This window comes from Corynebacterium sp. p3-SID1761, from assembly GCF_055862885.1.
The window spans coordinates 1-20,665 of sequence record NZ_JBSQBJ010000011.1 but is presented as its reverse complement, the minus strand read 5'-3'; the positions used below and the strand labels follow the sequence as shown (position 1 = coordinate 20,665).

Here is a 20,665-nt window from a genome sequence, read left to right as displayed (position 1 = left end):
TCCTATGTTGAAAATTGCAGTAGCAGGCGCCAGTGGGTACGCGGGTGGCGAAGCGCTTCGCCTCCTCCTTAATCACCCAGGCTACGGCATGGACTTCGAAATTGGTGCGCTGACCGGCGGTTCTAATGCCGGCGCGCGCTTCGGTGATCTCAACCCAGGGCTTCCCGTACTGGCGGATCGCGTGCTCGAGGCCACCACTGAGGATGTTCTCCGCGAGCATGATGCTGCAATCCTGGCTCTTCCGCATGGCGTTTCTGCCTCCCTCGACCTGCCGGAATCTATGAAGATCGTGGACTGCGGAGCTGACTACCGGTTAAAGAACGCAAATCATTGGGCACGCTTCTACGGCACGCCGCACGCCGGCTCCCGTACCTACGGCATTCCGGAGATGCCGGGGCACCGAGAGGATATTGCGGCAACGAATTACGTAGCCGCCCCGGGTTGTTTCCCGACCGGCGCGACGATGGCTCTCATGCCAGCTATTGTCAGTGGCCTTATGGCTCCGCAGGTCAGTGTTGTCTCCGTCACGGGAACCACGGGTGCGGGCAAGAAGGCGGCAGTGAACCTCCTTGGTTCCGAGACTATGGGGAACCTCCGTGCCTACGGTGTGGGAACCCACCGTCACGCCCCGGAGATCAAGCAGAGCGTGGAGGAACTCCTTCCTGCTGGTCACTCTTCGGACGACGTGCATGTCACCTTCACACCAGTACTCGCGCCGCTGACCCGCGGAATTCTCACCACAGTCACCGCTCCAGCACGAGGCCAGGCGAGCGATATCCGCCGTGCCTATGAGGACTTCTGCGCCGATGAACCCTTCCTGCACTTGCTGCCCGCTGGCCAGCAGCCGGAGGTAAAAAACGTCGTGGGCTCCAACATGGTTCACCTGCAAGTGGAAGTCGCCGACGGCATGATCATCGCCACCAGCGCCATTGACAACCTCACCAAGGGCACCGCCGGTGCTGCTATCCAATGCCTCAACCTGATGGTCGGTTGGGAAGAAACCGCGGGTCTTCCGCAGACGGGACTGTGATCCGACAATGAATAACCCACAAGAAGCAAACCCAGACACCAGCACGGCGCAGAGTACCTCTGCAGAGCTCGGTGTGACTGTTCCTCGGGGCTTCAGCGCTGCCGCGGTGACTGCAGGCATTAAGCCTTCCGGTAAGTCGGATATGGCTCTGATCCGCAATGACGGTCCGGACACTATTGCTGCAGCAATGTTTACCCGTAACCAGGTCACGGCAGCTCCCGTGCGCTACACCAAGGCACATAACGATGGCAGCTTCCGTGCAGTGGTCGTCAACTCCGGAAATGCCAATGCCTGCAACGGTGCCCAGGGCGACAAGGATGCCCGTGCCACGGCGGATAAGGCCGCTGAGGAGTTGGGCTGCCACCCCAGCGACGTTGCCGTGTGTTCCACGGGACTTATTGGCGATGTGCTACCGATGGACAAGATCATCTCGGGCATTGATGAGCTCGCAGGAAATTTGGATCAGTCCATTGCGTCAGGAAACGCCGCCGCCCGTGCCATCATGACCACCGATCTCGTGGCCAAGGAAGCCGTCTACCACGGCGACGGCTGGTCCATCGGTGCGATGGGCAAGGGCGTGGGGATGATGGCTCCGTCACTGGCGACGATGCTGGTGTTCATTACTACCGACGCCCACCTGCCCAGTGCCGAGATGGCCCAACAGGCACTGGCGGGTGCGACCCCGACGACCTTCGACTGCATTGACATCGACGGCGCAACCTCCACCAATGACACCGTGCTGCTTATGGCCTCCGGTGCGTCCGGAGTGACCCCCGAAGCAGAGGAATTTAACGCAGCGATCCACCAGGTGTGCTTGAATATCGCGATGCAGCTGCAGGCGGATGCTGAGGGCGTCACAAAGAGAGTCTCCATCACCGTCGGCGGCGCAGAAACAGACGCGGACGCGCAGACCGCAGCTCGCGTCATTGGCCGCGACAACCTCTTTAAGTGTGCAATGTTCGGCTCGGATCCGAACTGGGGCCGCGTGCTAGCCGCAGTGGGAATGGCACCGGTGAAGATGAACCCAGAGGCTATCAGCGTGTCCTTCAACGGTCACCCAGTGTGCATCAACTCCACCGGTGCACCCGGTGCGCGGGCGGTCGACCTATCCGGTGCGGACATCGCTGTCGAGGTGGATCTTGGCGTAGGCGAAGGGCGCGCGACGGTATGGACCACCGACCTTTCGTACTCCTATGTAGAGATCAACTCTGAGTACTCCACCTAGTACTCCACCTATCTCTTCATCTGGCATGCACCAAGACTTACAAAAGCACTCTGCACCAAGAATCGAATGATTAGGGACTAAGCACCAATGACTTCCAATCACCCGCCCATCGATACCACCGGGCTGACCCCCGAAATGCGCAGCCACGTGCTGGCCGAAGCGCTGCCCTGGTTGCTGCATTACCGCGACAAAATCGTGGTGGTGAAGTACGGCGGCAACGCGATGATCGACGAGGATCTCAAGCGAGCATTCGCCGCCGACATGGTCTTCCTACGCGCTATTGGTGCCCGCCCGGTCGTGGTGCACGGCGGTGGCCCGCAGATCAACGAAATGCTGAAGACCGTCGGCCTGGAAGGCGAGTTCAAGGGCGGCTTCCGTGTAACAACCCCGGAGGTCATGGAATACGTTCGCATGGTGCTCTTCGGCAAGGTCGGACGCGAGCTCGTTGGCCTGATTAACGAGCACGGCCCATACGCCGTAGGCACCTCGGGTGAGGACGCGGGACTATTCACCGCCTCCAAACGAACCATCACCATCGACGGGGAAGATGTGGATCTTGGGCGTGTGGGGCAGATCGAACACGTCAATGCAGAAAGCTTGCTAGATCTCATTGACGCAGGTCGCATCCCCGTCGTCTCAACGATCGCTCCCGATGACCAAGGGCGCATCTACAACATCAACGCAGACACGGCTGCCGGTGCATTGGCTGGAGCCCTGGGAGCCGAGAGACTGATCGTGCTCACGAACGTTAAAGGCCTATACACAGACTGGCCGAACAAAGATTCGCTCGTTTCCAGCCTCACCCCGGAGCAGCTTTCCGACCTGCTGCCTAACCTGGATTCCGGCATGGTGCCGAAGATGGAAGCCTGCCTTGACGCCCTGCGTACCGGGGTGCAGGCCGCACACGTCATCGACGGTCGAATCCCGCACTCCGTACTCTTGGAGCTAATGACCACCGGCGGCATCGGCACCATGATCTGCCCCGCAGATTGGGAGGATGTAGACGGAACCGAGATTCCCGCCGCTATCAACTACCGGGAGGACTAGTCATGAGCCAGCACATGAACTCCACCGACTGGCAGAGCCACTGGAACGCCGCCCTGTTCGAAACGTATGGCACTCCGCCGCGCGAGCTCGTGTCCGGTCGCGGAACCGTCGTCACCGACGCAGAGGGTAACGAATACCTCGACCTGCTCTCCGGCATCGCCGTCAATGCTCTGGGGCACGCTCACCCTGCCATTGTCGACGCCGTGTCGAATCAGATCGCCACGCTCAGCCACACGTCGAACCTTTTCGCCCACCCGCAGGTGATCAAACTCGCTGAGCGGCTAAAGGGACTGGTGGGGGAGCAGGCCGCGGAGGCGCGCGTCTTCTTTTCCAATTCCGGAGCAGAGGCCAACGAAGCGGCCTTCAAGATCGCCCGTGCTACGGGAAGAACTAAAATCCTGGCTGCCGAGCGTGGCTTCCACGGTCGCACCATGGGTGCGCTCGCCCTGACCGGCCAGCCTGATAAGCAAGAACCCTTTAAGCCGTTGCCCGGCGGAGTGGAGCACTACCCCTACGGCGATATCGCGGCTCTCCGGGAGCTGGCGGAGGATGACACGGCCGCAATTTTCCTTGAGCCAATTCAAGGAGAGACCGGCGTGATCCCCGCGCCGGATGGATTCCTGGCCGCCGTGCGCGAATTATGCGACGAGCACGGCATTCTGATGGTCGTCGACGAGGTGCAGGCGGGCATGGGGCGCACCGGCCAGTGGTTCGGCTTTCAGCACGAACCCGATGTGTTCCCGGACGTCATCACCATGGCAAAGGGACTGGGCGGTGGCCTGCCGATCGGTGCAACGCTGGCCCTACCGAAGGCACAACTCCTGGCCAAGGGCATGCACGGAACCACCTTCGGCGGCAACCCCGTGGTCTGTGCCGCCGCGAATGCAGTGATCGACACGATTGAGGCCGAGGATCTATTGTCCAACGTCGCCACCCAGTCGCAGGCTTTCCGCGACGGTCTGGTCGACCACCCCAGCGTGCAGACGATCCGCGGGCGCGGGCTCATGCTGGGCATCGTGCTGGATGAACCGCTGACACTCGACCCGCTTGATTACGGGCTGATTGTGAACAAACCCCAGCCCGACGTGATCCGCATTGTTCCCCCGCTGAACATCTCGGCTCAGGAGGTGCAGGGTGGCGTCACCAAGATAAGGCAGATGCTGGACGACAACCGCGAACAGAGCGAACAGAGCTCGAGCAAACAGAGCTCGAGTAAACAGAACTAAGGAACACCACATGACGAACTCCCTTAACAATGGGCCGCTGCGCCACATGCTGGCCGACGATGACCTCACCCCGGAAGAGCAGGCCGAAGTGCTGGCATTGGCCGAGGAACTGAAGGACAATCGCTACGGCAATGGCTATCGCAACCTACTGGAACGTCGCTCTGTCGCAGTCTTGTTCGACAAGACCTCTACGCGCACGCGCTTTTCTTTTGACGCCGGCATCACCGAGCTGGGCGGCAATGCCATCGTCGTAGACAGCGGCAGCTCCCAGATGGGCAAGGGCGAGACCTACCAGGACACCGGCGCGGTACTGTCCCGTTACGCCACCGCCATCGTGTGGCGCACCGGTGCCCATGACAATCTGCACCAGATGGCGCAGACCGCAAGCGCGCCGATTATCAACTCGCTGTCCGATGACTTCCACCCCTGCCAAATCCTGGCAGATCTCGTGACCATCAAGGAACACAAGGGCAAGCTCCAAGGGCTGAATGCCGTCTACTTTGGCGACGGTGCGAACAACATGGCAAACAGCTACATGCTGGGCTTTGCCACCGCGGGAGTGAACATCACCATCGCCGCACCGAAGGGTTTCCAGCCTGATGCAGAGTTCGTTGAGCGAGCGCAGAAGCGGGCGGAGCTGACCGGTGCGACCGTTACCGTAACGGATAAGGTCGATGCCACCGGCGCAGATGTGGTGATCACCGATACGTGGCTGTCAATGGGACAGGATGCCTCCGAGGATCGCAGTGCGCTGCGCCCGTACCAGGTAGACGAAAAACTAATGGGCACCGCCAAGGACGATGCGATCTTCCTGCACTGCCTGCCGGCCTACCGCGGCAACGAAGTGACCACCGAGGTGATCGACGGACCACAGTCTGTGGTCTTTGACGAGGCGGAAAACCGCCTGCATGCACAAAAGGCGCTGATGGTATGGCTTCTTCGTTAACCCGCACAGCACGGCAGGACATGATCGGGCGCATCATCGGCGCCGAGAAAGTAGCCAGCCAGCGCCAGCTGCTCGGCATCCTCGTCAACCGCGGCATCGACGTCACGCAGGCAACGCTGTCTCGCGACCTGGTGGATTTGGGTGCCAAGAAAGTGCGCGTAGGAGGAGAGGTCTACTACTCCCTATCCGACGATGTACGGGTGGACGGGCCGGACAAGCTGCGACGAGTGCTGGCAGAATTGCTGGTTGACCATGACCACTCGGGAAACATCGCGGTGCTGCGTACTCCGCCAGGTGCGGCACAGTACCTGGCCAGCATTCTGGACCGCTCGGATGTTAACCGGGTGGTGGCCACCATTGCCGGTGACGACACTGTGTTTGTCCTGGCGCGAGAGCCCCTCAACGGCAAGGAGCTGGGGGAGTATTTCTTCCACCTGGCACAAAGCTAAAATCAAATAACGGATAACAAAAGAACACAAGAGAATCTTTCGAAGGGAAGCGTAGAGAAGAATGAAGGATCGCGTAGTACTCGCATACTCCGGCGGACTCGATACCACCGTTGCTATCAGCTGGATTGCCAAGGAGCGCAACGCTGAGGTCGTCTGTGTCTCCATCGACCTGGGCCAGGGCGGCGAGGACATGGAGACCGTCCGCCAGCGTGCACTGGGCGCCGGCGCTGTGGAGTCCATCGTCGTGGATGCCCGCGATGAATTCGCCAACGACTACTGCTTGCCGACGATCAAGGCCAACGGCATGTACATGAAGGAGTACCCGCTGGTCTCCGCTATCTCCCGCCCGCTGATCGTGAAGCACCTGTCCGAGGCTGCTGCCGAGCACGGCGGCACCGCTGTTGCCCACGGCTGCACCGGCAAGGGCAATGACCAGGTTCGTTTCGAGGTCGGCTTCGCCAACACCGCGCCGGACCTGGACATCATCGCCCCGGTTCGTGACTACGCTTGGACCCGTGAAAAGGCCATCGCCTTCGCTGAGGAAAACGGCATCCCGATCGAGCAGTCCAAGAAGTCCCCGTTCTCCATCGACCAGAACGTTTGGGGCCGCGCTGTGGAGACCGGCTTCCTGGAGGACCTGTGGAACGCACCGACCAAGGACGTGTACGCCTACACCGAAGATCCAGGTCTGGGTCAGGCTCCGGACGAGGTCATCATCTCCTTCGAGGCCGGCAAGCCCGTTGCCATTGACGGCAAGAAGGTCACCGTTCTGGAGGCCATTGAGGAACTGAACCGCCGTGCTGGTGCACAGGGCGTAGGCCGTCTGGATATGGTCGAGGACCGCCTGGTGGGCATCAAGTCCCGCGAGATTTACGAGGCACCGGGTGCCATGACCCTGATCTGCGCTCACGAGGCACTGGAGGCCGTCACGATTGAGCGCGAGCTGGCCCGTTACAAGCGCGGCATCGATGCTGAGTGGTCGAACCAGGTGTACGACGGCCTGTGGTTCAGCCCGCTGAAGCGCTCCCTGGACGCTTTCATTGAGTCCACCCAGAGCCACGTCACCGGCGACATCCGCCTGGTACTGCACGCAGGATCCATCACCGTCAACGGTCGCCGCTCCAGCAAGTCCCTGTACGACTTCAACCTGGCCACCTATGACGAGGGCGACTCCTTCGATCAGTCCATGGCTCGCGGCTTCGTGGAGCTGCACGGCCTGTCCTCCAAGATCGCCTCGAAGCGCGATCTGGCAAACTAACCGCTCAACAACGGCTAATAGGAAAAGAAAGGCAGCATTTCCAACCATGACCACCGAGGCACACGGCACGAACGAAGGCGCCCTGTGGGGTGGCCGCTTCTCCGGCGGCCCGACCGAGGCGATGGCCGCCCTGTCGAAGTCCACTCACTTCGATTGGGTTTTGGCTCCTTATGACGTGCTGGCCTCGCAGGCTCACGCACGGGTGCTGCACAAGGCCAACCTGCTGAACGACGAGGATTTCGATACCCTCATCGCCGGTCTACAGAAGTTGGGCGCCGATGTCGCGGACGGTTCGTTCGGACCGGATCCCAGCGACGAGGATGTCCACGGCGCCATGGAACGCGGCCTGATCGATCGCGTCGGCCCCGAGGTCGGCGGTCGACTGCGTGCGGGACGCTCCCGCAATGACCAGGTGGCCACCTTGTTCCGCATGTGGCTACGCGACGCGATCCGCGACATTACCGCTGGTGTCCTGGATGTTGTCGATGCGCTGGTCGCCCAGGCAGACCGCCACCCGGAGGTCATTATGCCGGGCAAGACTCACTTCCAGGCCGCCCAGCCGGTACTCCTGTCTCACCAGCTATTGGCGCATGCACAGCCGCTGCTGCGCGATGTTCAGCGTTTCCAGGATCTCGACAAGCGCCTCGCCGTGTCCCCTTATGGTTCCGGCGCGCTGGCGGGTTCTTCTCTGGCGCTCGACCCGGAGGCCATCGCGCAGGAGCTCGGGTTTGACTCTGCTGCGGATAACTCTATTGACGCCACCAGTTCCCGCGACTTCGCATCTGAGGCGGCCTTTGTGTTTGCCCAGGTGGCAGTGGATCTTTCCCGTCTTGCCGAGGAAATCATCGCCTGGTCCACCCCGGAGTTCGGTTATGTCACGCTTGCCGATGAGTGGTCGACTGGCTCGTCCATCATGCCGCAGAAGAAGAACCCGGATGTCGCTGAGCTGATGCGTGGCAAGACCGGCCGCTTGATCGGTAATGCCACCGGGCTGCTGGCCACGCTGAAGGCCATGCCACTGGCTTATAACCGCGACCTGCAGGAGGATAAGGAGCCAATTGCGGATTCCGTGGCTCAGTTGAACCTGCTGCTGCCGGCGATGGCTGGTCTGGTGGGTACCCTCACTTTCCACCCGGAGCGCCTGCGTGCACTCGCTCCCGCTGGCTTCACCCTGGCTACGGATCTGGCGGAGTGGATGGTGCGTCAGGGTGTTCCGTTCCGCGTTGCTCACGAGGCCTCTGGTTCCTGTGTGCGCATCGCTGAATCTCGCGGTGTGGATCTGGTGGATCTCACTGACGAAGAGTTGGCGGGCGTGCACGAGGCACTGACCCCTGAGGTGCGGGAAGTGCTGACTATCGACGGTGCAGTAGCTTCCCGCTCCACCCGTGGCGGCACCGCGGGTGTGCGCGTGGCAGAGCAAAAGGAGCGCGTGCGCGAGGCAGCGAACGAAAACCGCAAGTGGGCCGAGAAGACCCGACTGGTTTAGATCTCTACCCCGTGCTCATTCGCCCCGCCGGGCAGGTTGTGCAAGCGCACACCCTGCCCGGCGGCGTGCTGTTCAAAGCGTTCGACAAAGCTCGCAGAACGCTTCCCCGATGCGCAGTAGATCACGACGTCGGCGTTAGGTTCTTCAGCCCCGATACTGTCAAGGAGCTGTTCCGCCAGCTCCGACTGTTCGCTCCACACCGAGGTGGGCAGGTGATAGCCAGGGTGGATGGCGAAACTCGGCAGATCCTTGATGGCTTTCTCTCCCGGTTCACGCACATCAATCGCGACCGCCGCGCCATTTTCAAGATCGTGTAGCAGTGAAGTTGCCTCTGCCGTTTTTACCTCACTGTTCGACGGCTCCACCGCGCAGTCTGACGCTTCTGCAGCCACGATCTTGGTAACCAGCTGCCGCTGAGGATCAGCGGTGACGTTGAAATGCTGAATACTGGCGCTAAGGGCGTCATAAATATGCAGCTTCCCAACCTGCTGTACACGCGCGGACGGATCGCGCAGAAACTTGATGGTTTCGGTGGCCATGAGACCGGCGACAACGGAGGTCGTCACACCTAGCACTCCGGCGGTCGCGCAGTCCGGCACACTGTCGGGATCCGGCTGGCTGGGGTAGAGGTCGCGCATGCCGACACCTCGACCATCCGGTTCAGCGGTAGAACCCGACCACCAGACGGCCACGTCACCGCGATAACGCAGCACGGAACCCCATACCAGGGGAGTGCCGGTGGCCTCGGCGGCATCTGCGGCGAGGAACTTCGTCGCAAAGGTATCGGAGCCGTCGATCAACACGTCCACGCCCTCTAGCAGTTCAGCGGCATTGTCAGCGCCAAAACGCCCATGGAGACCATTAAAACGCAGTCCGGGCTGCAGCTCCCGCAGCCGCTCACCCGCGACATCCACCTTCGCCCGGCCGACGTCGCTGGCGCCGAACAGGATCTGGCGGTGAATATTGGTGATATCCACCGTGTCATCGTCAATGACGGAGATATGACCGACTCCCGCCGCTGCCAGTGATTGCATCAGCGGGCAACCGAGCCCACCCGCTCCAATCACCAGCACATGCGCCTCGTGCAGGCGCTCCTGTTCCCGAAGTCCGTGGCCTGGAAGGATCGTCTGCCGTGCCACGCGCTTTAACTCCGCTGCGGGCAGTGTTGTGTAATCGCTGAGCATTACAGAACCTCGTCAGCCCAGCCATCCCAGCTGGCCAGACCATCGAAGCTGGAGGAAGCAAGTGCGCCCTGCGCGTGCGTACGCTGCGGGATACGCCCCGCTTCGCGTGCCAACCGTCCGGCTTCCACAGCAGCTTTCATGGCCTGCGCCATCGCAACCGGATCCTGGCAGCGATTGACTGCGCTAGCCAGTAGCACCCCTGAGCAGCCCAGCTCCATCGCAAGTGCTGCGTCGGAGGCCGTACCCACGCCTGCGTCCAGCAGCACCGGAACCTGTGCGCGGGAGCAGATCAGTTCAATGTTGTGGGGGTTCAAAATGCCTAGTCCAGTGCCGATCGGGGAGCCCAGCGGCATGACGGCATCCACGCCTACGTCCTCCAGTCGCCTGGCAACCACCGGGTCGTCGCTGGTGTAGGCCAGCACCACAAAGCCCTCGGCCACCAGCATTTCGCAGGCATCCACCAGCTCCACCACGTCCGGCAGCAGTGTGTGGTCGTCTGCGATTACCTCCACCTTCACCCAACTGGTTCCCAATGCTTCGCGTGCCAACTGGGCCGTCAACATCGCATCGCGTGCAGTCTGGCACCCGGCGGTATTCGGCAGAACGTCGATATTCAGGCGATTTAGCAGCTCGAATACGCTCTCGCCGCCTCCCGTAGTCTGCGCACTGTGCCGGCGCATCGCCACCGTCGTCAGCTGAGTCCCGCTGGCCACCAGCGCTTCTTCCAACAGCGCTTGGCTGCTGGATCCACCGGTTCCCATGATGAGGTGTGAGTCGAATTCCTTATCCGCGATCTTCAGCATTGTCTTCTCTCTAGCCGCCCTGTACGGCGATCAGAATGTCCACGGCGTCACCTTCCACAAGTGCGCGCCCCCAGTCACTGGCCGGTACGACGGAACGATTGACCGCTACCGCAACTCCCTTTGCACCCTCGACATCAGAAACCTCGCGGCCGGTTTCCGCAGCCACGACTTCGGCTACGGTCGGTGCAGTATCTGCCGACCGCGGTTCGTCATTGACCGTGTAGTTCATGGATTCTCCTTAGATCTTTTTCACAGCGCCTGCGGCTTTTGCCTCTAGGCATGTCGCAGTGGCGCGCAGTCGGTCAGGTTAATCTCCGGTTCCAACGTAGGAACCGGCAGGCCCATTCCCAATGCTGCCCCCACTGTAGCCCCCAGTGCGGACAGCAGAATGCCGTGGCGGAAGTATCCGGTGGAGACCACCAGCTTGTCGTCAACCTTCCCCAGGTAGGGCAGGTCATCCGGGGTGCCCGGTCGTTCGCCGGTGATCGCCTCGATAAACTCGCACTCTTGCAGTCCAGGCACAATCCGGATTGCGTCGCGCAGCAGCGTGTAAACCCCGTCTACCGCCGGGCCTCGGCGCGCGTCTTCCCGGCTGGTTGCGCCCACAGCAATGGTTCCGTCGGTGCGGGGGATGATGTACACCGGTCGATCCTCCACGAACCCCCTGATAACGCGCCCCACTGGGGAGTCCATTCCTTCGGCTACCCGCAGTCGCAGCATGTCGCCACGCACCGGGCGCAGCTTCAGCGGAGAGTGCTCGCCCTCGTACCAACCATGTACCTGCCCGGCACCTAACCCGTTGCACAGGTACACCATGCCTGCGGTATATGTTGTCCGGTCGGTTGTCACGGTTCCGGCTTGGCCGTCCACGCGGTTCACGCACTCATCGAAAATGGTTACGCCCATGTTTTGCAGAGCATCCAGCAGTGCCGCGCAGTACATCCGTGGGTTCACTTGATGGTCGCCGGGGATTTCGACCACGCCGGAAAGCTGTGGACTGAGGCCTCTCTCTATCTTCCGCGCTTGGCGGAGCGGCAGCCGCTGCACTTCCATTCCATGCCCGTGCTGGTGATCGGTCAAGTCGGTGAGGTGTCGCGCGTCCGCCCGATCTGCTCCCACCACGAACGTTGATTCTGTTCTGTGTCCGGTGCTGCATGTAGTTTTCTCGCTCAGCCGTTGCAGCAGGTCGTCGTACAAGTTTTTGGACGCCACCATCAGCGGGTATAACGGCTCCTGTTTGTACTGCACTTCGGCCACTGGAGCCAGCATGCCTCCGGCGACGAAAGAAGCCCCACTGATAGGGGCCGGGTCGATCACTGCCACAGTCGCCGGATCTGCCCCGAACTCCACGAGTTTGAACGCGGTGGATAGGCCGACAATTCCAGCTCCTACCACGATATGGGCATAGCGCTGGGAACTGACGGGACTGGGATTAGTCACGGGTTTTCACTTCTCTCTTAGGGCGGGTTGCAAACGGAGGCGTCATGAAGAAAAACCAGTGAGCACTTGGCGGGCGGTGCTGCGTGGGGCGGGGGAGTTCATAAAGCCCCGCACAATCGCCACGCCAGCAACTCCGGTAGAGGCGAGGTCGCGTGCGTCCTCAGCGCGCACGTCGCCAATGGCAACTACCGGGACGCGCGACGCTTCCACCAGCGCAGGGTAGCCCGCCAGCCCGAGCGGCTCCCGGCCGGAATTTTTGGTGGGGGTGGGCCGGAAAGGTCCGGCACCAATGTAGTCGATCACGTCGGCGTATTCGTTCGCCTGCTGTACGAGTGGCAGGGTGCCGGTGGTGAGCCCGATGATTGCGTCGTCTCCCAGCACAGCGCGCGCCAGGCGCGGGTCGAGATCGTCCTGGCCGATATGAACACCGTGGATATGGTGATGCCCCATCAGAGCAGCAGCAACATCCACACGATCGTCGATCAAGACCTTGGTAGCTGGGTTGACAGCCACGACAGCGGCCGCGACCTCAATCGCGAGTGCGGTGAGGTCCCGCACGCTAATGGGCTTGCTACGCACCTGCACAACACCGGCGCCACCGGAGGCTGCTGCTGCGGCGACATCCACCACCTTCTCGTGGGGTGTGCCCGTCACCAGATAGCAACGTAGATCTAGCTGATCTGCCCGCGAGTGCTTAGCGCTCACCTTGCGCTGCCGCCTCCTTCTGCAGATCCTCGGCAACTTCCTTGGCTTCGTCGCGGTTCAGGTACAGCTGGGAGCCCGCGCGGCGGAACTCCTCAGCCATTTCCTCTTCGCCCTCAGCACTCTGTGCTGCGTCGACGCTCTGTCGACCGAAGCCCGGCAGGCCCAGATCCTTGACCAGGGACTGCTTTTGGTCGGTGGCCAGCGCTTCGTCGATCTCGTCGCCGAAGGCATCGCGGATGTCCTGGCTGATGCGCATGGAGCAGAACTTAGGGCCACACATGGAGCAGAAGTGTGCCGTCTTCGCTGGCTCCGCAGGCAGAGTCTCATCGTGGTAAGCCTGAGCGGTATCCGGGTCCAGGGAAAGAGCGAACTGGTCGTGCCAGCGGAACTCGAAGCGAGCCTTACTCATAGCATCGTCCCACTCGTGGGCGCCCGGGTGTCCCTTGGCGACATCGGCGGCGTGTGCGGAGACCTTGTAGGTGATGACGCCGGTCTTTACGTCGTCCTTGTTCGGCAGACCCAGGTGTTCCTTCGGGGTCACGTAGCACAGCATTGCAGTGCCACCCATGGCGATGTTCGCCGCACCGATGGCAGAGGTGATGTGGTCATAGCCCGGAGCAATGTCCGTCACCAGTGGTCCCAGAGTGTAGAACGGTGCACCACCGCACCATTCCTGCTCCTTTTCGTTGTTGACCTGCACCATGTTCAGCGGCACGTGACCGGGGCCTTCGACCATGACCTGCACGTCGTACTCCCAAGCGCGGTGGGTGAGCTCACCGATGGTCTTCAGCTCGGCGAACTGGGCGGCGTCGTTGGCGTCCGCAATGGAGCCCGGGCGCAGGCCATCGCCCAAAGAGAATGCGACGTCGTACTTGGCGAAGATCTCACACAGCTCGTCGAAGTTCTCATACAGGAACGACTCCTTGTGGTGCGCCAGGCACCAGCCGGCCATGATGGAACCACCGCGGGAGACGATGCCGGTGACGCGCTTCGTGGTCAGCGGCACGAACGGCAGGCGCACGCCTGCGTGGATCGTCATGTAGTCCACGCCTTGTTCGCACTGCTCAATGACGGTATCGCGGAAGATCTCCCAGGTTAGGTCCTCGGCTACGCCGTCGACCTTCTCAAGTGCCTGGTAGATCGGCACGGTACCGATCGGTACAGGGGAGTTCCGCAGAATCCATTCGCGGGTGGTGTGGATGTCGTTACCGGTGGAAAGATCCATTACGGTATCCGCGCCCCAGCGGGTCGCCCAGCGCAGCTTATCCACTTCCTCGCGAATAGAGGAGGTGACGGCGGAGTTACCGATGTTGGCGTTGATCTTGGTGGTGAAGGCGTTGCCGATAATCATCGGCTCGGACTCCGGGTGGTTGATGTTGTTCGGAATAATGGCCTTACCGGAGGCCACCTGTTCGCGAACCTTCTCTACATCACAGTGCTCACGGAGCGCTACGAACTCCATTTCCGGGGTGATGATTCCCTGGCGGGCATAGTGCATTTGGGTAACACGCTTACCCTCCTTTGCACGCAGCGTGGCGCGGGTAGAACCCTTCCACTCTTCACTGGCCTGTCCGCGCTTGACGGCACGGTTGCCGTCATCCAGTAGGTTGCGACGACGACCGTCGTAGGCCTCCACATCGTCGCGGGCTTCGATCCATTCGCTGCGCAGTCCCTGCAGCCCCTCGGTGGGTTCCGCCCACGGGCCGCGGGTGCGGTAGATCCTCACCGGCTCATTTGGGCCGGTCGGCGAGTCGTCCAATTGGATCTCAGTCTCCGGCACCTGCAGCGTGAAGGTCTTGCCGAAGGATTCCACCGTTTTCTCGATGGGGGAGAAGCTGTGCTTCGGGTGAATCTCCGCGCCGTACTCGTCGGTGGGGGTGATGTTCTGGGTAGACGTATCCGTCATTAAGACTCTCCTGACTCTTCCTTCGCTGGTTCTAACCAGACAGGTTCTAGCGGTACTCGCGCGGGGCTTCAGCGCGATCTCAGCTCGATACCTCGAGCGCCCGTGTTCGGTTGTGCTCTCCACTGTAACGCACCTCTCACAAGCTTGTAGTTTTGCCCTGTCTGCTTGATCGGTTTGGCCTGAAAAGTAGCTGCGTGTGAAATAAGATCAGGCCTATGACGAGCACATTCCCCAGCAGCTTGAACGCCAATGACGGCAAAAAGAGCAGTTCAAAGTTTTTCCTTGTGGTTGTGTTGCTGCTGATAGCAGTAGGTGCTTATGCGGTCGGCTCGGGGAATTTCCCCGGCGGTCTTACTGGATCTGGCGGGAAGTCTTATGACACCAGCAAGCCTTTGAAGATTGTCGCTGCTACAGAGCTGTCGGATATGGAACCGTTTATCGAACAGGCTTCCTCGGACTTGGGGTTCGAGATTGAAATGGAGTACGACAGTGGCACTCTCGTCAACACTCGTAACCTGGTGGATGGTGATTATGGGGATAAGTATGACGCCACCTGGTTTGCAACCAACGCGTTTGCCAGAGCGGAGGGCTCATCCCCGCAGTCCGAAGATCACAGCATTGCCCGTTCGCCGGTAGCTCTGGGGCTCAAACAGGACGCGGTCAATCGCTTGGGGTGGCGGTACAAAGACGTCAAGTGGTCGGATATCGCTGAGGCCGTAAAGCGCGGTGATCTGACGTTCGGCATGACAGATCCGCAGGAATCCAACTCCGGTTTCCTTACTCTTCTTTCGGTCGCCGCGGCACTAAGCAACTCTCCGCAGGGGCAGAAGTTCGATCTTTCGACGGCATTTCTCGACAAGCCACGCATGAAGGACTTCTTCTCCGGGCAGACGATCACTTCCGGATCCTCCGGTTGGCTGCGCGATACCTTCGTAAAGAACCCTGGCAAGGCGGATGGCATCTTTAACTATCAATCCGTTCTGCAATCAATGAAGGAAAACGATGGGGTGGATATTGAGGTAATCGTCCCCGGGGATGCCGCGGGCGCTGCCGATTACCCCCTCTCGGCGCTCACGAAGCCCGGCGAAACGGAGCCTGAGGCGGACACCATAGCGAAGGTCGAAGCCCTAGCCGATTGGTTTAAAGAGCACAGCGAAGAGGTAGGAGAGCGAACCCACCTGATCGTTTCGGGCAAGGACGCGGAAAACAAGGGCTCCCAAAACTACTACGAGTATCCGACATCGAAGGATCACATACGTTCTCTTGTCAGCCTGTATCGGGATGACCTTCGCCGCCCCGCTGACAGCAATTTCCTGCTCGACACGTCCGGCTCGATGCGAGGCAACCGGCTGGCAGATCTGAAGGGCATCCTGAACAGGCTTATCGACGGCACCGCAGGTGAAGACGGTAATCCGAAGGGATTCGGCCGTCGCGAAACGATCACCCTTATGCCTTTCAGTAGCAAGGTTGCCGATGGATACACCCAGGAGCACTACGACCCGGACAGCGCGGAGCAGAGTCGAGGCCTGCGGGATTACGTCAATGGTCTGCAGCCCCGTGGTGAAACTGCGATTTATGACGCCGTGTTGCGCGCCTACGACCGTGTGGGTGAAGGCGGCGGTTCCCTGAATTCGATTGTGCTGATGACCGATGGTGAGTCGAACTCCGGCACGAATCGCCAGGAGTTCATCACCAAGATGAAGCGCAAGATGGCCGAGACTGACCGCAAGATCCCGGTGTTCGTCATCCTCTATGGGGAGGCCAGCGAGGAGGAGATGAACTTCCTGGCGGACTTCACCGGTGGCAAGGTTTTCAACGCTCGTAGCGGTGATCTGTCTAAGGCGTTCGAAGAGATCCGCAGTTACCAGTAGGCCGCAATCAGTAAGACAGGGTAGGAAAGAAACCATGAACTCCAAGTACTTTCCGAAAATCGTTGCTGGGCTTGTCGTTTTCGTCGCGATCGTGGGCTTGCATGCTGCGGTGGATCTAGGATCTCTGTGGATCGTCGTGGCGGGAGCCCTCGCCGGTGCTGCTGGGATGCTCATGCCGGAAGGACAGGAACAAAAGTCGCTAGAGGGGAAGCCAATCCAGGATGGGAAGCACTCTCTGGAAAAGAAACGGCACGAACCTTTTAGTAAACCAGCTCCCGCGTTCTATGAGGTTCCTACCGAGTCCCTACAGGGCATCCGCACCCACTCTAAGCATCTCAAAGAATCCGTGCGCGTCTCCGGCCAGCAGCGCCAAGAGTTCTACGCGGATCTCGATCATTTCTACAGCACGTGCAAGGACGTTGTGCACGAGTGGGATCACTTGGCTGCGGATCCGCCGCAAGAGAACAAGGTTCGCCGCATTTTGGACGTCTATTTCCCAGAGACCTGCCGAATTCTTGATGACATGCCGACTGCAACGCATAACCAGGCCGTTGAGGATTTCCGTGCTTCGCTGGCAGTTTTGCAATCGGAAATGGACAAAGTCCACCAAGCGATCATGCAAGATAACCTCCAAGAGCTGAAGGACAATCGCACATTCCTAGAACTAGAATTCGGCGTGCTACGGAAGCCCGAGGAATGAGTATAAATCAATTAGGTTTCAAGATAATGCATCGGTTAGCGCACAAATAGAGTTGAAGAAATGACTAATGCTTTCTCCAAAAAGACCGCCAGTATTCTCCTCGTATTTATCCTTGTTGTGTTTTTTGTGGCTGTGGGGACTGTAGCCAAAAAACGTGATGGAGGAGAAGATGAGCGCCCGCTGCGGATAGTGATGGCGAATGACATTCCATTCAGTCCGTTCCTGTGGGTGGAAGCGAAGCGTGACTACGGAATGCAAGTCGAGATTGACCGCGGGGGAGACACAGTTGAGCTTTCCCGGAAGATTGCTAATGGGGAGCTAGGGGATGAGTACGATGCAGTCTGGTTGGCGACTAACTCCTATGTGAACCTGCAAAACAATGAGGCGCTCGGAGAGAGCTACGGGTTGGCTTCGGATACGTTGGGGCTCGCATTAAGGAGCAAAGACCTGGATCGTTTGGGATGGCGGAAGAAGCAAGTTACGTGGAACGATGTCCGGGAAGCGGTCACAAGGGGAGACCTAACTTTTGGTATGGCAGATCCGGGCAAATCCAACCTGGGGATGCAGTCTCTGATCGGCATACTATACAAGATCGGGGGCTTGCAATCAGATGACTTAGCAGAAGAGGTTGCAGGTAAAGTTCATCCTCAATTGAAGAATTTTTTCGGCGCTCAGGTGCTTTTAAGCGATACTTCTGATGAATTGTATGACAGATTCTCTGCTACAGATGATGTTGCTCAAGCAGTTTTCGCGTTTTCTTCTGATGAGAAACTTTTAAGGGATAACGGAGAAATTACCTTTGTTATCCCCGCTGACAGGATCGGGTTTAACGACTTTCCGATTTCGGTGATCAAGAATCCAGATGACGAAGAAGCTGAGGCTTCTGCTCATGCTAAGACGAAAGCCTTCGCTGATTGGATCACTCAACATGGCAACGAACTCCGGGATAAAATACGAGTTGAATTGGGCGACTCACCTGGGCAACGCCGTGCTGATACAACCACTCATAAGCTCCCTAGCTCCAAGCAGGAGTTCGATAACACATTGCGCTTTTATCGGGAGGAGCTGCTTCGCCCCAGAGACATCAACCTGCTAGTCGACGTTTCCGCTTCCATGCAAGGGGAAAACCTTAGGGAAGTAAAGAAGGACGTACTCGATTTGCTTGGTGAACAAGCGGGGGTCGATGGCAGAGCGGTAAATATCACAACATCCAGTACATCCTCGAGCAAAGCGTTCACCCAAAAGGACTATTCCTCAGATGATCCAAAGCATGCACGCGCTCTAAAGGATTACGTAGACCGTATGGCGCCCCGGCAAGAGGCCAATATCTATTACCAGCTGTACAGGGAATACCTGCGAATTCCGCGAAGAGGAAACTTGATTCAAGGACAGTCAATAGTCTTGCTGACTAGTGGAGCACCTGCCAAAGGTGTGGACTATGCGGAATGGTCGCACGAACTGAGGGACAGGGAGCGCAAGGAGGGGGTAATTTTCCCCGTATACATCGTCCATTACGGCAATGAAAACGCAGAGGACATGCAGCGTCTTGCTGAAGAGACCGGCGGTGAAGTCTTTAAGACCAAAGAGGGCGGCCTGGCCACTGCCCTGGACAGGGCCAGTAAGTATTGGGCTACGTAGGGGGCGTCACTAAGAGAGTAGCCCAAGCCACCAGCTAGACTGGGCAACATGATTGACCAGAAGCTCCTAGAGATTCTCGCGTGCCCCATCGATAAGCAGCCGCTGGAGGATCACGGTGACTATTTGGTGAACCCCCGCCTGAACAAGGCCTATCCGGTGCAGGACGACATCCCGGTGCTGCTGGTCGAAGAAGCTCAAGACTGGCCAGTCAAATAAACGCCTATATAAAAGGAACAAATACACATGAGCGAGAACGCCAACATCATTGACGAACTGCAGTGGCGCGGCCTGATTAACCAGTCGACGGACCTGGAGGCGCTGAAGGAGGCCACGCAGAACCCCATCACGCTGTACTGCGGTTTCGACCCGACCGGTAGCTCCCTGCACGCGGGCCACTTGGTGCCGCTGATTATGCTGAAGCGCTTCCAGCAGTTCGGCCACCGCCCGATCACCCTGGCCGGCGGCGCTACCGGCATGATCGGCGACCCGCGCGACGTGGGCGAACGCTCCATGCTCTCCGAGAATCAGATCGGAGAGAACATGGTGGCTATCAAGAAGCAGCTGGAGGCCTTTGTGGACTTCACCGGCGAAGATAATGAAGATAATGTAGCCAGCCCCGCAGTCATGGTGAATAACGCGGACTGGATTAGCCAGATGAACGTGATTGAGTATCTGCGCGATGTCGGCAAGAACTTCTCTTTGAACACCATGTTGGATCGCGAGACGGTGAAGCGACGCCTCGAATCCGACGGCATTTCCTACACCGAGTTTTCCTACATGCTGCTGCAGGCGAACGACTATGTACACCTGCACAACGAGTACGACTGCGTGCTTCAGATCGGCGGCGGCGACCAGTGGGGCAACATTGTTTCCGGTGTGGATCTGAACCGTCGAATTAATGGTGCGAAGGTACACGGGCTGACGGTACCGCTGGTCACGGATGCAGAGGGCAATAAGTTCGGTAAGTCCACTGGCGGCGGAAAGCTATGGCTCGATCCGCAGTTGACCAGCCCATACTCCTGGTACCAGTACTTCATTAATGCTGGTGATTCCGTGGTGATTGACTACCTGCGTTGGTTTACCTTTCTTTCCCAGGAAGAGATCGCGGAACTCGAGCGCAAGGTCGCTGAGGAACCTTACAAGCGTGAGGCTCAGCGCGTGCTTGCTCGCGAGATGACCACGCTGGTGCATGGCGCAGATGCAACCGAGGCTGTAGAGCTGGCTGCACAGGCACTCTTTGGCAAGGCTGAGCTGCAGGATCTGGATGAAGCTACCTTGTCCTCTGCATTGCAGGAGACTGAGGTCGCCGAGGTAGGGGCGGAAGCGACGATCCTGGATCTGCTCGTCGAATCTGGTCTGGAGAAGTCGAAGGGTGCTGCCCGTCGCACCGTTGGGGAGGGTGGCGCGTATGTGAACAACCAGCGTATCGAGGACATCGAATGGTCGCCGTCCGCCGACGACCTGCTGCACGGTTCGTGGCTGGTGCTTCGCAAGGGCAAGAAGCGTTTCGCCGGTGCGCGTGTTGGGGCTTCTTCATAGTGACGCCACGCCACACGGCCTATAACGGCTAAAGCGATCCCTTGGTAGTTGCGTTTTTGCGCTTCTACCAGGGGATTTGTGTGTTTTTTGGGTCGGGTGTACATTAAATCAAGTCGCCGAGAGCGAGCAGGACAAAGATTCTGACTTAGACGATCGGTGTGCGTAGGTTGTTTGAGAACTCAATAGCGTGATGAACCAAGTTTAGATACTTT

19 protein-coding genes are annotated in these 20,665 nt (G+C 59.4%); 13 read left to right on the top strand and 6 right to left on the bottom strand.

Going from position 1 to position 20,665, the window contains the following annotated elements; all coding sequences use genetic code 11:
• Positions 1-4: 4 nt before the first annotated feature.
• The 8 genes from argC to argH all read left to right on the top strand — a co-directional run bounded on the left by argC (position 5) and on the right by argH (position 8,667).
• Positions 5-1,030: an N-acetyl-gamma-glutamyl-phosphate reductase gene (argC, locus tag ACWXWJ_RS06790; RefSeq protein WP_473963936.1), complete on the top strand. Its 1,026-nt coding sequence runs from the start codon at positions 5-7 to the stop codon at positions 1,028-1,030.
• A gap of 7 nt (positions 1,031-1,037) precedes the next feature.
• Positions 1,038-2,255 carry a bifunctional glutamate N-acetyltransferase/amino-acid acetyltransferase ArgJ gene (gene argJ / locus ACWXWJ_RS06785; protein WP_473963935.1) on the top strand — a complete coding sequence of 406 codons (1,218 nt, stop codon included), beginning with the start codon at positions 1,038-1,040 and terminating at the stop codon, positions 2,253-2,255.
• A gap of 87 nt (positions 2,256-2,342) precedes the next feature.
• Positions 2,343-3,302, top strand: a complete 960-nt coding sequence (argB, locus tag ACWXWJ_RS06780; protein WP_473963934.1) for an acetylglutamate kinase — start codon at positions 2,343-2,345, stop codon at positions 3,300-3,302.
• Between the two features lie 2 nt (positions 3,303-3,304).
• The gene (locus ACWXWJ_RS06775) at positions 3,305-4,528 is read left to right on the top strand and encodes an acetylornithine transaminase (RefSeq protein WP_473963933.1); all 1,224 of its coding nucleotides are present in this window, start codon (positions 3,305-3,307) and stop codon (positions 4,526-4,528) included.
• Between the two features lie 10 nt (positions 4,529-4,538).
• The gene (gene argF / locus ACWXWJ_RS06770) at positions 4,539-5,474 is read left to right on the top strand and encodes an ornithine carbamoyltransferase (protein WP_473963932.1); all 936 of its coding nucleotides are present in this window, start codon (positions 4,539-4,541) and stop codon (positions 5,472-5,474) included.
• A complete protein-coding gene (gene argR / locus ACWXWJ_RS06765) occupies positions 5,459-5,923 on the top strand; it encodes an arginine repressor (RefSeq protein WP_293791956.1) in 465 nt (154 codons plus the stop codon). Before argF ends, argR begins: the two co-directional genes overlap by 16 nt.
• Positions 5,924-5,984: 61 nt before the next feature.
• Positions 5,985-7,181 (top strand): argininosuccinate synthase, encoded by a 1,197-nt coding sequence (locus ACWXWJ_RS06760; RefSeq protein ID WP_473963931.1) that lies wholly within the window; start codon positions 5,985-5,987, stop codon positions 7,179-7,181.
• A 46-nt stretch (positions 7,182-7,227) separates the two neighbouring features.
• Positions 7,228-8,667: an argininosuccinate lyase gene (gene argH / locus ACWXWJ_RS06755; protein ID WP_473963930.1), complete on the top strand. Its 1,440-nt coding sequence runs from the start codon at positions 7,228-7,230 to the stop codon at positions 8,665-8,667.
• On the opposite strand, the gene ACWXWJ_RS06750 is transcribed toward argH, so the two are convergent.
• Genes ACWXWJ_RS06750 through thiC form a run of 6 tightly spaced genes read right to left on the bottom strand, consistent with a single transcriptional unit; the run spans position 8,664 to position 14,705 of the window.
• Positions 8,664-9,851, bottom strand: coding sequence for a ThiF family adenylyltransferase (locus ACWXWJ_RS06750; protein ID WP_473963929.1), 1,188 nt, complete (start codon positions 9,849-9,851; stop codon positions 8,664-8,666). The two genes, argH and ACWXWJ_RS06750, sit on opposite strands and share 4 nt — an antisense overlap.
• Positions 9,851-10,654, bottom strand: coding sequence for a thiazole synthase (locus ACWXWJ_RS06745; protein WP_473963928.1), 804 nt, complete (start codon positions 10,652-10,654; stop codon positions 9,851-9,853). The genes ACWXWJ_RS06750 and ACWXWJ_RS06745 overlap by 1 nt, the downstream gene beginning before the upstream one ends.
• Before the next feature lie 10 nt (positions 10,655-10,664).
• Positions 10,665-10,883, bottom strand: a complete 219-nt coding sequence (gene thiS / locus ACWXWJ_RS06740; RefSeq protein WP_473963927.1) for a sulfur carrier protein ThiS — start codon at positions 10,881-10,883, stop codon at positions 10,665-10,667.
• Positions 10,884-10,927: 44 nt separating this feature from the next.
• Positions 10,928-12,094, bottom strand: coding sequence for a glycine oxidase ThiO (thiO, locus tag ACWXWJ_RS06735; protein ID WP_473963926.1), 1,167 nt, complete (start codon positions 12,092-12,094; stop codon positions 10,928-10,930).
• A gap of 42 nt (positions 12,095-12,136) precedes the next feature.
• Entirely contained in the window at positions 12,137-12,799 is a 663-nt protein-coding gene (locus ACWXWJ_RS06730) for a thiamine phosphate synthase (RefSeq protein ID WP_473963925.1), read from the bottom strand.
• Positions 12,789-14,705 carry a phosphomethylpyrimidine synthase ThiC gene (gene thiC, locus ACWXWJ_RS06725; RefSeq protein ID WP_293791946.1) on the bottom strand — a complete coding sequence of 639 codons (1,917 nt, stop codon included), beginning with the start codon at positions 14,703-14,705 and terminating at the stop codon, positions 12,789-12,791. The genes ACWXWJ_RS06730 and thiC overlap by 11 nt, the downstream gene beginning before the upstream one ends.
• Positions 14,706-14,920: 215 nt before the next feature.
• On the opposite strand from thiC, the gene ACWXWJ_RS06720 reads away from it, so the two are divergent.
• From ACWXWJ_RS06720 to tyrS, 5 genes are read left to right on the top strand one after another with little or no spacing between them, the layout of a single operon-like run.
• Complete coding sequence (locus ACWXWJ_RS06720) at positions 14,921-16,576, top strand: vWA domain-containing protein (protein WP_473963924.1); 1,656 nt, start codon at positions 14,921-14,923, stop codon at positions 16,574-16,576.
• A gap of 34 nt (positions 16,577-16,610) precedes the next feature.
• Positions 16,611-17,276 carry a hypothetical protein gene (locus ACWXWJ_RS06715; RefSeq protein WP_035002562.1) on the top strand — a complete coding sequence of 222 codons (666 nt, stop codon included), beginning with the start codon at positions 16,611-16,613 and terminating at the stop codon, positions 17,274-17,276.
• A gap of 60 nt (positions 17,277-17,336) precedes the next feature.
• On the top strand, positions 17,337-18,914 hold the full coding sequence (locus ACWXWJ_RS06710) for a VWA domain-containing protein (RefSeq protein ID WP_473963923.1): 1,578 nt from the start codon (positions 17,337-17,339) through the stop codon (positions 18,912-18,914).
• 48 nt (positions 18,915-18,962) lie between these two features.
• Positions 18,963-19,130 carry a Trm112 family protein gene (locus ACWXWJ_RS06705; protein ID WP_473963922.1) on the top strand — a complete coding sequence of 56 codons (168 nt, stop codon included), beginning with the start codon at positions 18,963-18,965 and terminating at the stop codon, positions 19,128-19,130.
• 27 nt (positions 19,131-19,157) lie between these two features.
• Positions 19,158-20,453 carry a tyrosine--tRNA ligase gene (gene tyrS / locus ACWXWJ_RS06700; RefSeq protein ID WP_473963921.1) on the top strand — a complete coding sequence of 432 codons (1,296 nt, stop codon included), beginning with the start codon at positions 19,158-19,160 and terminating at the stop codon, positions 20,451-20,453.
• Positions 20,454-20,665: the final 212 nt, after the last annotated feature.